The sequence below is a fragment of the Halosegnis sp. genome (genome assembly GCF_042216475.1).
GTDB lineage: Archaea > Halobacteriota > Halobacteria > Halobacteriales > Haloarculaceae > Halosegnis.
Genome location: NZ_JBDGTV010000008.1, coordinates 114,585 through 127,929 on the forward strand (window position 1 = coordinate 114,585; position 13,345 = coordinate 127,929).

A 13,345-nucleotide genomic window follows, 5' to 3' on the forward strand; every position below is an offset into this window, starting at 1 on the left:
GTTAGGTCCGGAAACTCTCGCCGCAACCACACTCGCTCTCAGCGTTGGGGTTCTCGACCGAGAATCCTTTCCCCTGTAGGCCGCCCTCGAAGTCGAGGGTTGCGCCACCGATGTACTCCAAGCTCGCTGGATCAACGAATACGCGGAGCCCGTGGCCCTCTACGATAGTGTCGTCTTCCTCCGGTTTGGTGTCGAAGCGCATCCCGTAGGACAGCCCCGCACAACCGCCCTGCTGGACGAACAGCCGCAGACCGGCTTCATCGGTATCCATGTCCTCGCCTCGCAGCAGGTCAAGCGCCTGCTCGGCGGCAGACCGGGTGATGTCGACCGGCGGTGCAGTTTCGGCCGTGCTCATACTCGGTACTCCACCTACAGGGTCAAAACGGTGACGCCCAGCGTTGATGGTGTCAACGCTTATGCGCTGGGGCCGCAAGCCACCGGTATGAACGAATCGCACCACCAACTCCGCCAGACGGGCGACCGGTCAGCGCCCGGTGGTGCCGATGGGTAAGGGCCGCTTCGACCACCTGATCGTGCCCGTCGCTGCCGCTGAGGACGCTGAGCGGACGGCGTTGGCGCTTGCGGCTCACCTCACCACCGATCAAGTAACTGTGGTCCACGTCGTCGAGAAGGCCGGCGGCGCCCCCGACAAGGCGGGGGTCGAACAGCGTGAAGCAGCTGCAGAAGCTGCATTTGACCGGTTCCGCCAACTGTACGACGGCACGGTAGAGACGGCCGTCGTCTACGACACCAACGTCGCCGACGGACTCGTGAGCGCGGCCGCCGACGCCGGGGCTGACGCCATTGCTTTCACGCCACGAGGCGGCGGCTGGTTCGCACGCGTCCTGACTGGGAACATAACGCGAGACCTGATTGACGACGCCGACCGGCCGATCATCGTTGTTCCAGAGGAGGGGTCTAAGTGAGCGACGAAGAATTGGCCAAGGACCTCGGCCCGCTCGCGGCACTGACCATCGGCGTCGGGACGATGATTGGCGCTGGCATCTTTGTATTGCCTGGCGATGCCATTCTCCGAGCCGGCTCCCTCGCGGCGGTTGCATTTGTCCTCGGCGGTGTAATCGCGATGTTTACGGCGCTGTCGGCCAGTGAACTCGGAACGGCAATGCCGCGGTCGGGTGGGGCTTACTACTATGTTAACCATGCGCTTGGGCCGCTGTTCGGCTCAATCGCCGGATGGGCGAACTGGCTCGGCCTCGCCTTTGCGAGTGCCTTCTATATGGTCGGCTTCGGTCGCTACGTGTCTCGCATTTTCGGCGTCAGCGGCACCGTCGGGATTGGCCCCGTCGGGCTCAACGTGGTGACGGTAGCCGCACTCGCCGCCGGTGTGCTGTTCGTCTCGGTGAACTACGTCGGAGCGAAAGAGACCGGCGGACTCCAGAACGTCATTGTGATTCTCCTTGTGGCCATCCTTGCAGTGTTCACGCTACTAGGGACGCTCCAAGCGAAGCCGGCGAACCTGCCGGCAGCCAGCAGTGTCGGCGAGACACTGGGGACGACCGGCTTTATTTTCGTCTCCTATCTCGGCTTTGTCCAGATAACGAGCGTCGCGGAGGAGATTAAAGAACCCGGAAAGAACCTCCCGCGGGCAGTCATCGGGAGCGTCGTGCTCGTGACGGTCATCTACGCGCTCGTGCTCGTCGTCATGAGCGCAGCCGTCCCACAGGGGTTCATTGCTGACCTCGTGACTGATGTCGCCCCTGGCGAGACACAGCCTATCGCCGTCGTTGAGGTGGGCCAGTTCGTTCAAGGCTCGCTGATGGGCGGTGCATTGCTGTTCGGCGGCCTACTCGCGACGGCCTCAAGCGCGAACGCGTCGATTCTTGCTTCCTCGCGCATCAACTTCGCCATGGGGCGTGACAACATCGTTACGCCGGAGCTCAACGAGATACACCCGCGCTTCGGGACACCGTACCGCGCTATCGGCATCACAGGTGGCCTCATCCTTCTGTTTATTCTGCTCGGCGATATCGCGCTGCTGTCGGGAGCTGCCTCGGGGCTGCATCTCATCATTTACGGTCTACTCAATGTGGCGCTGGTCGCAATGCGATACGTCAATCCCGAGGAGTACCAGCCGGATTTCACCGTCCCACTGTACCCACTCGTCCCGATTCTTGGGACAGGCCTCTCATTCGCGCTGCTGGCGTACGTCGAACCGAAGGCACGGCTCCTCTCGTTTGGCATCACCGCCGCAGCAGTCGTCTGGTATCTTGGCTACGCTCGCTCGCGGACCGACAAACAAGGGATTCTCGGTGAGCATATTCTCTCACGGGCCGACGAACTGCCCGACGCAGCGGTGTCGGCGGCGGCGTCGGTCCAACCGGACGGCGGCGATTACCGGGTGATGGTACCGCTCGCCAACCCCGAGACGGAAGAGGAGTTAGTTGAGTTGGGGGCTACTGTTGCTAAACACGAAGGGGGGACGCTGGACTTAGTCCACATCGTCACCGTCCCAGACCAGACCACGCTTGAGTACGCCAGCGAGCACGTCGAACAGTTTGACGATTACACCGACCGTCTGCTGGAGGCGGGCCGGGTTGACGCCGAGTCGCTGGGCGTTCCGGTCGAGACCCACACCATTGTCTCACACCGTGGCTTCGAAGAGGTATTCGACGCCGCCCGGACGCACGAGGCCGACACCGTCGTGATGGGGTGGGGACCAGACAGCCACGGCTCGCCTGGACGCGTGGAGTCGGCTTACGACGACCTCGCCGAGCAAGTTCCATGTGACTTCCTCGTGTTGAAGGATCGCGGCTTTGAGCCCGAGCAGGTGCTAGTGCCGACTGCCGGCGGCCCAGACTCGGAACTGGCGGCAGCCGTCGCAGGGATCCTTCGCGAGCAGTACGGTTCGACAGTGACATTGCTGCATGTCGCCGACAGCGTTGAGGCCGGCGAGACGTTCCTATCGGGGTGGGCAGAGGCCAACGGCTTGGAGGACGCTCGCCTGCAGGTTGAGACAGGTGATGTCGAGACAGCTATCGCTGCCGCCGCCGAAGACGCTACCCTCGTGACTATTGGCGCCACCGAGCGAGGACTACTTTCGCGGCTCGTCCGCGGCTCGTTAGCGATGGAGGTAGTCAACGATATCGACTGCTCAGTACTGTTGACCGAGCGGGCGCGCGACCGCACCCTCCGCGAGCGGTTGTTCGGGAATCAGTAGCCCATTACCGTTCGCAGGAACGCGCCACACCGCCGGCCGACCGTGTCGGTCTGTCGGACGAAGTGGTGGTCGACCGCCATCGACTCAACGCGCCAGCCGGCCTCGCGGGCGCGCTCAACCACCGGTTCCCACTCAGCGGTGGTGTCTCGCTCGCCGTACAGCACATAGCCCGGACACTCAATGTCGCCAATCGCGGCTGCAGCGGCGAGTCTGCCCGGTCGTGCGCTGGGAGCGAGGGCCGCGACAGCGACGGGCGCCCGGTCGACACGGCTCTCGCGGGCGGCTGCTAGCAAGGCGATACCACCCCCGAACGAGTAGCCGAACAGGCCAACAGGCTCGTACCGGTCGTGCGCCCACGAGAGTGCACTCCGAGCGTCGGCCACCTCTCCCGTCCCTTCGTCCCACGAGGCGTAATCGAATCGGAGCGTCGCCACAGCTGGTCGCGTGGCATCACCGTCGGGGGCTGTTCCCGAAAGCACGTCAGCGACCCCACGCAGTCGGCGGTCGCTCCGCTTGCCGCCCAACTGGGGGTGAGGCGGGCAAGCGACAACGCAGGCATCGGCACCAGGCGAATCGAGGCTCGCGCGGACGTCCCGGCCGCCCGGAATCAGTACCGTCTCGCTCACGCTTTGAGGTTGGACCGGAGTCACTTCGCCGCTTCGTACTCCTCGCGCGTAATCGTGAACCGATGACGATCGACGGGCCTGTCCCCGCGGGTGCCGTCGTTGCGAAGCAGCCCTTCGTGGCGGCCACCCCACCGCTCAACGTACCGCTTGACGGCGCGGCGCGACCGCTCGTTGCCCGCGTGGACCGGCACGGCGACACAGTCCAGTCCGAGATGCTCAAAGGCGAGGCGCAAGAGGGCATCGGCCCGTTCACCGGAGTAGCCGCGTCCCCAGAACCGCTTTCGGAGCCGAATTGCGAGGTTTGCTAGCTCTCGGTCCCACTCGAAGATCAGTCCGGCAGTGCCCGCCAGCGCGCAGGTGTCCTCGCCCTCGCGGGTCCGGAGGGCATACTCGGCCCGCTCGCGGTCTGCCCACTGGCGCTCGAACTCATCGAGTCGCTCCGCGGCGCCGCCGAGCGTCTTGACCGGTTCTCGCGGGATGTAGCGAAACTCCTCGTCGGCGGTCAAGTTTTTGTCGGCACTTACTAGCGTGTAGTACTCAGGGAGCGGGACGTACTCGCGAGCGAGTCGTTCGAAACGGAGCCGGTCGGTCAGCAACGTCTCCGGAAACACGCGTCGAATATCTACGCACGTCTCAAAAATCCTGTGGGGAGTTCGTCAGCCGATGGCAAACGACTTGCCGCCGGCCATCAAGGGGCAGGTATGGACCGGTATCCCGACCTCAACCCCGACGCCGGTGAACTCGAAACCGCGGAGGTCGTCGTCACCGACGATGTGCTGGTGAAGGCCTTCGCGCTCGGCCCAGGCGCGGAGATGGAACCGCACGACCACCCCGACGCGACGAACGTGTTCCACGTCACCGAGGGGACCGTGACCGTCCTGCAGGACGACGAGGAAGCAAGGGTAACAGCGCCGGGCGTAGTGCTGCACGAGCGCGGGAGGGCTCACGGCGCGCGCAACGACGGCGACGAGACGGCCGTGCTGACGGCGTCGCTGTGTCCGCTACCGGGCGGCGGCTGACGCGGGCGAAACGCGCAAACCGCCTCCCGCCCAGAGTGTCGACATGACACGCGTCTCGGCCGGTGCACGCCTCCACGTCGGCTTTCTTAATCTCTCGCTCGCACACGCACGCCTGTACGGTGGCGTCGGCCTCGCGCTCGAGGAGCCGCGAGTAACCGTGGTCGCCGACGCCGCCGACCGAGTCGAGTGTACAGATGAACTCGCGACAGAGTATGCAGCCCGGGCATGTGACCTATTAGATGTCCCCGGCGCGGCTGTGACCATCGAGTCGTCGCTACCTCGACACGTCGGACTCGGTTCGGGAACACAGCTGGCGCTGGCGACGCTCGCGGCCGTTGCGGCTGCATACGACCACGAACCGCAAGTTCGCGAGCGAGCACCGGCGCTCGGACGTGGCGGCCGGTCGGGTGTCGGTGTTGGTGCTTTCGAGTCGGGCGGCTTCCTCGTTGATGCCGGCCATCCGACGGGCCAGTTCACGACTGATCGGCCGGCCGACGGCGAGTGGACCGTCCCGCCGGTGGTCGCGCGCCACGATGTGCCCGATGCCTGGCGGGCGGTACTATTGGTGCCAAACGCCGCTTCGGGTCGGTCAGGCGACCGCGAAGACGCCTCCATGCGGGCGGCCGTCGAGACGGCCGATCCGGGAATAGCCGACGAGTTAGCCGGGCTGTTGACCCGGCGGCTACTACCGGCGATGGTCACAGGCGATTTAGGTGCATTCGGCCGCGCAGCCGCCGAATTCGACCGACTCAACGGCTCGTGGTACGCAGACGCGCAGGGGGGCGTCTACCGGCCGCCAGCCGGCGCGCTCGTAGACGCCCTCACTGGCAACCCCGCAGTCGACGGGGTTGGTCAGTCGTCGTGGGGGCCGGTTGTCTACGCGCTGACCGACGCCGACCGGGCGGATGCGGCGCGTGCTGCCGCCGGGACTGCGCTCGCGGAGACGGGTGTCGAGGGCGATGTCCGGGTGGTTTCGTTCGCGAACGACGGTGCACGGACGGTCTGAGCCGGCGGCCCGCTTAAGTTCGGCCCGACGTACATACCTGTATGAACCGCATCCCGTTCGGCGTCCGCCGGCTGGACACCACTATCGACGGTGGCGCGCCGGCGGGGAGTTTGGTGATGCTTTCAGGCGAGGCGGGGGCCGGTGCCCGGGCGTTCATGTACACTGCGACGATGATGAACGCGCTTTCGCGGGCCGACCCTGAAGAGTTCGACCTCTACTATGGGGATGTCGTCGAGGGGGCCTCAGTTCCGCCCGAAATCCACTTCATCTCTTTCACGGCCGAGGAGTCGCGGCTCCGCCGGGAGATAGAACACGTTCTAAACGACGAGATTGTCGAGGCAGCCTCCGAGGGTGTCACGTTCCACGACCTCTCACCAGAGTACTTTCGGCTCTCGCCGGTGCCCCGGGATTGGTACTCCGCGAAGACGGCCACCATCTCCGACTTAGGGCAGGGGACCGACCGCTCAAGCGTCACGGAGGCACTCGGAGATGTCCTCACGGAGCACGCCACAGACAACCTCGTTGTCATCGATTCACTGACCGATTTGATTAGTGCCGCCGGCGACGAACTGGCCTGGTCTGATATCCCCACTCTCCTGAAGGGCATGTCGCGGGCCGCCTACGAATGGGGGGGACTGGTACTCGTCCTACTCAATCACGAGACACTATCGGACGAGGAACACGGCCAACTCATCGACGCCTGCGACGGCACATTTATGTTCGAGTGGGAGTCTGGGGGATCCGCACGTGCACGGACACTCGTCGTCCGGCAATTCCGTGGTGTCCTGTCGCGCATCGAGGCCGAGGACATCGTCCAGTTCGAAACTGAGATTGGTGATGCCGGCTTCGACATCAGCGACGTCCGGAAGATACGCTGAACTCTGCTGTCCGGGGACCAAGCTTATTTGCCGCGCGGTCGTAGACCTTCTAATGGCCGCTGAGTCCGAGGGCGAACCACTCTCTGTTCATCTCCCGCCTGATCTCGAAGCGTGGTTGGACAATCAGGCCTCAGAACATGGGATGAATCGCGAGCAGCTGCTCGGCCGGCTGCTCGAAGCGACCCGGCTGGCGCTAACGGAGGCAGACGCCGACTACACAGATGTCGACGACATAGCAGCCCGCGTCGACGCGCTCGACGAGGAACTCGACGAGAAAATAGACGACGTCCGGAGCCGGGTCATCCAAGTGAAACAGGAGGCAGACGCCAAGGCACCGGCTGACCACAACCACGTCGAGTTCGACCGCATTGACGGGGTCGAGGACGCTGTCGCAGAACTCGATGAGAGCGTAAGTGCAATCGAAGCGGGACTGGCCGATCTTGAGGCAGACATTGAGGGACACGACGACCGTCTCGAGACGCTTGAGGGGCGGCTCCGGCAAGTCGCCAGCGCCGTCGTTCAGCTCAAGCGGGCCGTTGGAGGCGGCGACGACGACCGGCTGGCCGAGCTAAAACGTACTGCTGCCCGGCGAGGCTTCCGGAGTGCCGACTGTGACGCCTGTGGAGAGTCCGTCGACATCGGGATGCTCACTGAGTCAGCGTGTCCCTACTGTGATATGGACTTCGGAGACCTCACTGGCGAAAGCGGTCTGTTCTCGACACCGAAGCTGCTCGGGGAGGAATGACGTGAGCAACGACGAGACGGACCCGTTCGCTGAACTGGGAGACGACGAGGAAAACGCTGGTGATGAAGACCCCTTCGCCGAACTCGACGAGTTCGGCGACGCCGCCCCGGTCTCGGACGACGAGTTATTTACCGAGATGGACCTCGAAGTGGAACAGTTGGCCGATGCAGATGTGGATGAACTCCTCTCTGGGGAGGCAGACGGCGTGGAGACGCCGTCGGTAGGGCTGGATGCCACGCCCGAACGGCCCGCCGACACGGAGGGTGTCGTCGTCCCAAAAAGCCAGTACTGCGAGCGGTGTGACTATTTTTCGGAGCCCCCGACCGTCGCGTGTACCCACGAAGGGACAGCGATACACGAATTGGTCAACACCGACCATCTGCTCGTTACCGACTGCCCGGTAGTGGCCGAGCGCGGCTTCGTCGAGTCGACGAGTCTCGACGAGTGACCACGGGGAGCGGGAGGATTTTCCGCCCGCGGCACCCATATCTGATATGCAGTTTTGCGACGAATGTGGCTCGATGATGCACGCAGACGGCGAACAGATGGTCTGTGCCGACTGCGGCCACAGCGTCCCGAAAGATGACGCGCTATCGGAAGCATACGTCTCGACAACAACTCAAGACGAGGGTGATGTCATCGAGACCAGCGAGGACGCTAACTTCGAGGGAAAGCCAACGGACGACGACGTCCGGTGTGACGACTGCGGCAACACAACGGCGTGGTACACAATCAAGCAAACTGGCAGCGCTGACGAGCCGCCGACGCGTTTTTTTAAGTGCACCGAGTGTGGATACCGCTGGCGCGAGTACAATTAGGCAAAGACGTTTGACCGTCCGTCTCGGAGAGATGCCGTGCGCGTTGAGGTATATCCCGGAAAAGAAGTTGTCGTCGACTTCGATCCTGAGTTGACTTTTGAGTGTGTCGACGACTGCACGTGGTGTTGTCACCACGGCGTCCTGTTGTACGAGCCAGATTTCCGCGGGTTAGCCGAACGGGCAGATCTGAACGCCTCAACCACCGAGTTTCGCGGGCGCGACTTCGTGCGCCGCGAGCAAAAGGACCGAACGGCCCACGTCGACGACGACGGCGCGGCCTGCTACTTCCTCGATGACGACGGACTCTGCGCGCTCCATGCCGAACACGACTGGAAGCCGGCGCGCTGTTCTGTCTTCCCGCTCGAGGTGTCACTCGATGACGAAGATATTCGTGTTTCCGTCCGGGAAGAGGCCGAAGAACACTGCGACGGGCTGAATGTCAGTGAGCGTCGGGTTGTTGACCACCTCGACGCATTCCTCCCCGAGCGGCTCTGGGAACTCGCGGACCCAACGACAAAGGTTGAACTCTAATCGTAGCGAAGAGCAGGCGACAGTTCAGCCAAGAGGTCACCAGCTAGCAGGCCGTGGCCTTGTCGCTCGACCACCCGGTCGCCGGCTCGGCCGGTCGCGTATGCGCCAACGGCTGCGGCTGCGTGCGTGGGGAGCCGGCAGACGAGCGCAGCGACGACCCCCGCGAGCACATCGCCCGTGCCGCCGACGGTCATCCCCGGGTTGCCAGTTCGGTTACGACGGGTCACCTCCCCGTCAGAGACAACATCCTGTGCCCCCTTGACAAGTAGCGTGTGGCCCAGTTCCGTGGCGAACGACTCAACGAGCTTCGCCCGCTCACGGGGGTCTTCGGCCGTCTCACCGCCCATGGCCCGGAGTTCTCCCTGATGGGGCGTGCATACGAGCGTCGCGTCCGTCTCAACAGTTGGAACTACTTGGAGCGCATCGGCGTCGACCACGGCGGTCCCGTCGTATTCCGTGAGGAAAGACTGGACAGCAGCAAGCGTTTCATCGATATTCCCGAGTCCAGGCCCGAGGACAACCGCGTCGTGCGTGGCCGCACGGTCAAGCAGCGAGTCGACGACGGTGGGTCGTAGCCGGTCGCCCGTGAAGCCGCGGACGATGAGTTCTTCGGCGTATCCCTGTACATCGCGCGCAATCTGCTCGGGGCAGGCGACGCGAACAAGGTCTGCCCCCGCTCGGAGCGCGGCCTGCGCAGCCAGCGCCGGCGCCCCCGTGTAGGGACCGCCGCCGACGACGAGCACCTCCCCATGGTCCCCCTTGTGGCTCTCAGGGCGTCGGGAGAGCCGGAGGAGGTCGCCCCGCTCGACGAGCCGCTCTGCGGCATCGGGGATGCCGATGTCTGCGACGGTCACTGTGACGTCGAGCGCCTCAAGCCCGGGTTTCATATCGTGGAAGGTGACGACGGCGTCCGCCTCTACGGCGGGGCCGGCTGCCTCGCCGGTGTCGGCATCGATGCCGCTTGGGACATCGACAGAGAGGACAGGCACCGCCGCCTCGTTGAGCCGTCGGGCAATCGTCGCCTCTGGTTCCCGGAGTCGGCCAGTCACGCCCGTTCCGAGCATCGCATCGACAACCAGCGCGGGCGAATCGATCGCGAACTCTGCCGAGTCGCGGACGACCCGCGCGTCAAGCTCGGCCGCCTCAAGCGCCGCCCAGTTCTCGCGGGCAATATCCGTACTGATAGTCGCCGGTCGGCCGAGTAGGTGAACCGTCACCTTGCGGTCAGAGAGAAACCGCGCGGCCACCATCGCGTCGCCACCATTGTTGCCGCGCCCGCAGACAAACGCAACGGACTCGCCTGGTGCCGTCCGGTCGCGGACCGCGCGGGCCACAGCATTGCCCGACGACTCCATGAGCTGCTTGCGCGGCACGCCGAGCGCCTCGCTGTTGGCGTCGACGACCGCCATCTCGTCGCTCTGTATCATATGCGAGCGTTCGCAGCCGACGATAAAAAGCCCGTGCGGGGTTTTTATTGTTAGCGATGCTCCGAACGTGGGTGGAGTCGTTCCCACCCTTGCGCCGAGATGCCGACTTCGATTCCGGTCACCTGTGGCTCCGGGAGCACGTACTGGGGGGCCGACTCCGGTTCCGTTATGACGGTGGCTTCAATTTTGGCGACGAGACGGATGCCTTCGCCCCAGGTGAGGAGCCGCTGGCCGTCGCCGCGGCCGTCGAGGCCGTCCGCGCAGAGTTCGCGGGCAAGTCGTTCACCGCGGAGGTTGAGGAACCCAGCGATTACACCTTTTATGGGGTGGCGACCCGCGAGGAAGGAGTCACATATGACTGGGCGCGGCTGCCGGCGTTCCTCGGAACCGCGATATGCCGCCCAGATGGCTCGCTGCTACCGGTCGATGTGGCCCACGCCGCCTTCGAGCGACTCGGGCTCGTGCCGTTGAATGTCTTCGAGCGGGAGCTCCCGGCCCGCGACTTCGACTTCGAACACCACGACACGCCGGCATCGGCGTGGTACGACGGCCCCGCGGCCGGCACGCGTATTCGCCAGAAGGACGGCCCAGAGACGGTCTTCTTCGGTCCAGTCGGAGAGCCAGTATCGACCGCCGAGGGCTGCTCGCCAGAGGCGTTCGTCGACCAGTATGTCACCCCGGAGCGGGTCGCGGAGACGACTGCCGCGCTTGCGGCCCCGTCCGTCGAGCGGGTCCGCGACCGGCTGCTTGCGCGGCTGGTCCGGCGTCACTACGCCGAGCTCGCCGACACTGATGGGCTACGAGCGGCCGCGATGGAGCCGGTCGCCCGCTACCGCTAGCGGCGGACCCGGAAGCCGTCCTCGCCCTCAGGATCGGTGTAGTCGACCGCCACGTCATCGACGCGAGCCTGTGGGCTCCCCTCGTGACACCACTTGACCATCGCGTCGACTGCTTCGCGTGGCCCCTCGAAGACGGCCTCGACGCGGCCGTCATCCAAGTTGCGGACCCAGCCGTCAACGCCTCGCTCGCGAGCTTTGTCGCGGGTCGTCGCGCGGTAGTAGACGCCTTGGACGTGTCCAGAGATGAACATGTGCGCGCGGACCCGGTCGGTCGCGTCGGTGCTCATGTACGGACTCTGGAGCGGAGTGGAAAAGAACTCTCGCTACTCGCCGCCGGTGCGAAGGTAGAAGAACACGTAGGTCTGTGCGTACCCCGCGTATGTGCTGCCGAACCGCTGGCGGATGGCACGGGAAGTCTCAGCGTAGCCGTCTTGGTCACAGTCGGGAAAGTAGTCAGCGATAGCGGTGCGTATCCACGTGTCCAGCGGGACAGCCTCGAGAAACCCCAGCGAGAAGAGGAGCACGCAGTCGGCTACCTTCTCGCCGACGCCGACGAACTGCGTGAGGTACTCACGGGCCTCCTCGTAGGGGAGCCGTCTGGCCTCATCGGGGTGGGCTGTCCCATCGGCAACGAGTTCGGCCGTCCGCTGGACGTACGGCGCCCGGTAGCCTAACGAGAGGTCACGGAGATCCGCCTCGGTGGCGGCCGCCAGCCGATTGGGGGTGGGGAACGTGTGGTAAGTGTCTCCGTCGAACTCGACCGCGCGGCCATACTCGCGGGCAAGCCGTCGGCACATCCCGTGAATCCGCTCAACGCGCATCTGTGCTGAGCAGATGAACGAGATGAGACAGGCGAACGCGGGGTCACGGACCAGCCGCATCCCACGATATGCGTCGAAGGCTCGCTTGAGTAGCGGCAGGTCTGGACACCCTGCTATCACCGCCGACAAGTCGTCGTCGAGCCGAAGCAGGTGGGTAAGGAGTGCGGGAGCGTGCGGCGTCGAGGCGACCCACTCGATGCGCTCGTCAATCTGTCGGGCCCGAATAACGGCTGGCCCGCCGCCGGGGGTGAACGACCCCGGCAGGGTTGTGTGGTACCAAGCGTCGCCACCCCAAGCGTGTTCGTCCTCGAACATCCGGCCGTCGACCCGGTCCCACAGATACGTCTGGCCGGACTCAACGGTGGACTGCATGTCGAAGCCGCCGGACAGGTCCGCGAGCGGGATAGCCCCCTCGTGCATATACGCGAGAGGTGGAGCCGCCGCTTCGGGGTTTCGGTCCGCGACGAGAAGCGCTACCGCAGATCAGTCCGCGGCGGCAGAGACGGGTTCCTGTTCGGTCGAATCCGTCGCCATCGCATCGGTGAGCCCCTCTGCAAGCGCGAAGACAGCCGCCTTGTGGTCGGTCTTCGAGCGGTGAATGGAGGTGGGCTGGACGCCGAGAGAAGCGTAGTCGTCGTGGTCAATTTCGATTCCGTTCGAGTCCTCGTAGTGTGTTCGTACCTCCGCGAGAAGCCCGTGAAGGTGGATTAGCTCCTGCTTTTTCATAGTCAGTCTCGGCTTACGCTTGGAGGGTTATATTATTATCCTGAGTAACGTTAACATGCAGGCCCCAAATCGGCCGTGACGGGCCGAGAGACCGCGTGAGACGTTCACGAGGCCACAGCCTGCCGAACGGCTTTTGAATCCGCCGGTCCGACCGTCCGATATGAGCTACGACGACCATCTCGACCGCGCGATGTCGCGGGCAGACGCGAGCGGGAGCGCGGGTCGCTTCTCGCTGCCCGACCCCGAACTCAGGGCTGACGGCAACTTCACGCTGTTTGAGAACTTCCAGGAGACAATCGACCGCCTCGGTCGTGGTGAGGACCGTGTCATGAAGTATCTGCAATCTGAGCTGGGCACTGCTGCCAGCATCGACGAGTCAGGCCGACTCCGACTCACCGGATCATTCAAGCAACGCCGTGTCCGAGACGCTCTTGAGTCGTACGCCGACGACTACGTGCTCTGTCCGGAGTGCGGACTCCCAGATACGAATCTCGACGAGACGGACGGAACGACCTACCGGCAGTGTGAGGCCTGTGGCGAGCGGACGCCAGCGGGCGCCTGAGTTAGAAAGTCTGCATCGTCTCGAGGTCGTGCTCGGTGCGGGCGAACTCAGAGAGCCGGCGGCTAGCATGACAGTTCGTGCAATGGAAAGTTCGAGCCGGCTCAGGGAGGTCGTTAGGCGATTTCTCCCAGTGTTTGCCACACTCCGGACACAGCAATCTCACGTACGT

At 64.4% G+C, this 13,345-nt stretch carries 18 protein-coding genes; 11 read left to right on the forward strand and 7 right to left on the reverse strand.

Annotated elements, in window-relative coordinates; translation table 11 throughout:
* Window position 1: 1 nt before the first annotated feature.
* On the reverse strand, window positions 2–355 hold the full coding sequence (locus ABEJ63_RS04870; RefSeq protein ID WP_375795227.1) for a HesB/IscA family protein: 354 nt from the start codon (window positions 353–355) through the stop codon (window positions 2–4).
* 148 nt (window positions 356–503) lie between these two features.
* Here ABEJ63_RS04870 and ABEJ63_RS04875 point away from each other — a divergent pair, with 148 nt between their 5' ends.
* Both ABEJ63_RS04875 and ABEJ63_RS04880 read left to right on the forward strand, forming a co-directional pair.
* Complete coding sequence (locus tag ABEJ63_RS04875; protein ID WP_375795228.1) at window positions 504–926, forward strand: universal stress protein; 423 nt, start codon at window positions 504–506, stop codon at window positions 924–926.
* On the forward strand, window positions 923–3,178 hold the full coding sequence (locus ABEJ63_RS04880; RefSeq protein WP_375795229.1) for an amino acid permease: 2,256 nt from the start codon (window positions 923–925) through the stop codon (window positions 3,176–3,178). The genes ABEJ63_RS04875 and ABEJ63_RS04880 overlap by 4 nt, the downstream gene beginning before the upstream one ends.
* On the opposite strand, the gene ABEJ63_RS04885 is transcribed toward ABEJ63_RS04880, so the two are convergent.
* Window positions 3,172–3,804: a dienelactone hydrolase family protein gene (locus ABEJ63_RS04885; RefSeq protein ID WP_375795230.1), complete on the reverse strand. Its 633-nt coding sequence runs from the start codon at window positions 3,802–3,804 to the stop codon at window positions 3,172–3,174. The genes ABEJ63_RS04880 and ABEJ63_RS04885 overlap by 7 nt on opposite strands.
* Window positions 3,805–3,824: 20 nt before the next feature.
* On the reverse strand, window positions 3,825–4,415 hold the full coding sequence (locus tag ABEJ63_RS04890; protein WP_375795231.1) for a GNAT family N-acetyltransferase: 591 nt from the start codon (window positions 4,413–4,415) through the stop codon (window positions 3,825–3,827).
* Window positions 4,416–4,505: 90 nt separating this feature from the next.
* Here ABEJ63_RS04890 and ABEJ63_RS04895 point away from each other — a divergent pair, with 90 nt between their 5' ends.
* The 7 genes from ABEJ63_RS04895 to ABEJ63_RS04925 are packed head-to-tail and all read left to right on the forward strand — an operon-like array spanning window position 4,506 to window position 8,801.
* Window positions 4,506–4,823 carry a cupin domain-containing protein gene (locus tag ABEJ63_RS04895; protein WP_375795232.1) on the forward strand — a complete coding sequence of 106 codons (318 nt, stop codon included), beginning with the start codon at window positions 4,506–4,508 and terminating at the stop codon, window positions 4,821–4,823.
* 43 nt (window positions 4,824–4,866) lie between these two features.
* Window positions 4,867–5,829, forward strand: a complete 963-nt coding sequence (locus tag ABEJ63_RS04900) for a beta-ribofuranosylaminobenzene 5'-phosphate synthase family protein (RefSeq protein WP_375795233.1) — start codon at window positions 4,867–4,869, stop codon at window positions 5,827–5,829.
* Between the two features lie 41 nt (window positions 5,830–5,870).
* Entirely contained in the window at window positions 5,871–6,707 is an 837-nt protein-coding gene (locus ABEJ63_RS04905) for an RAD55 family ATPase (protein ID WP_375795234.1), read from the forward strand.
* Between the two features lie 52 nt (window positions 6,708–6,759).
* A complete protein-coding gene (locus ABEJ63_RS04910) occupies window positions 6,760–7,452 on the forward strand; it encodes a hypothetical protein (RefSeq protein WP_375795235.1) in 693 nt (230 codons plus the stop codon).
* A 1-nt stretch (window position 7,453) separates the two neighbouring features.
* Entirely contained in the window at window positions 7,454–7,900 is a 447-nt protein-coding gene (locus ABEJ63_RS04915; protein ID WP_375795236.1) for a hypothetical protein, read from the forward strand.
* Window positions 7,901–7,946: 46 nt separating this feature from the next.
* Entirely contained in the window at window positions 7,947–8,270 is a 324-nt protein-coding gene (locus ABEJ63_RS04920) for a transcription factor S (RefSeq protein WP_375795237.1), read from the forward strand.
* A gap of 36 nt (window positions 8,271–8,306) precedes the next feature.
* Complete coding sequence (locus ABEJ63_RS04925) at window positions 8,307–8,801, forward strand: YkgJ family cysteine cluster protein (protein ID WP_375795238.1); 495 nt, start codon at window positions 8,307–8,309, stop codon at window positions 8,799–8,801.
* Here ABEJ63_RS04925 and ABEJ63_RS04930 read toward each other — a convergent pair.
* Entirely contained in the window at window positions 8,798–10,228 is a 1,431-nt protein-coding gene (locus tag ABEJ63_RS04930) for an NAD(P)H-hydrate dehydratase (protein WP_375795239.1), read from the reverse strand. The two genes, ABEJ63_RS04925 and ABEJ63_RS04930, sit on opposite strands and share 4 nt — an antisense overlap.
* Before the next feature lie 71 nt (window positions 10,229–10,299).
* Here ABEJ63_RS04930 and ABEJ63_RS04935 point away from each other — a divergent pair, with 71 nt between their 5' ends.
* Complete coding sequence (locus tag ABEJ63_RS04935) at window positions 10,300–11,067, forward strand: hypothetical protein (protein WP_375795240.1); 768 nt, start codon at window positions 10,300–10,302, stop codon at window positions 11,065–11,067.
* On the opposite strand, the gene ABEJ63_RS04940 is transcribed toward ABEJ63_RS04935, so the two are convergent.
* The 3 genes from ABEJ63_RS04940 to ABEJ63_RS04950 all read right to left on the reverse strand — a co-directional run bounded on the left by ABEJ63_RS04940 (window position 11,064) and on the right by ABEJ63_RS04950 (window position 12,614).
* Window positions 11,064–11,354 carry an acylphosphatase gene (locus tag ABEJ63_RS04940; protein ID WP_375795241.1) on the reverse strand — a complete coding sequence of 97 codons (291 nt, stop codon included), beginning with the start codon at window positions 11,352–11,354 and terminating at the stop codon, window positions 11,064–11,066. The genes ABEJ63_RS04935 and ABEJ63_RS04940 overlap by 4 nt on opposite strands.
* A gap of 36 nt (window positions 11,355–11,390) precedes the next feature.
* Window positions 11,391–12,308: a DNA-3-methyladenine glycosylase family protein gene (locus ABEJ63_RS04945; protein WP_375795242.1), complete on the reverse strand. Its 918-nt coding sequence runs from the start codon at window positions 12,306–12,308 to the stop codon at window positions 11,391–11,393.
* 63 nt (window positions 12,309–12,371) lie between these two features.
* Window positions 12,372–12,614, reverse strand: a complete 243-nt coding sequence (locus ABEJ63_RS04950) for a UPF0058 family protein (protein WP_375795243.1) — start codon at window positions 12,612–12,614, stop codon at window positions 12,372–12,374.
* 160 nt (window positions 12,615–12,774) lie between these two features.
* Here ABEJ63_RS04950 and ABEJ63_RS04955 point away from each other — a divergent pair, with 160 nt between their 5' ends.
* Window positions 12,775–13,176, forward strand: coding sequence for a translation initiation factor IF-2 subunit beta (locus tag ABEJ63_RS04955; RefSeq protein WP_375795244.1), 402 nt, complete (start codon window positions 12,775–12,777; stop codon window positions 13,174–13,176).
* The last annotated feature ends 169 nt before the right edge of the window (window positions 13,177–13,345 follow it).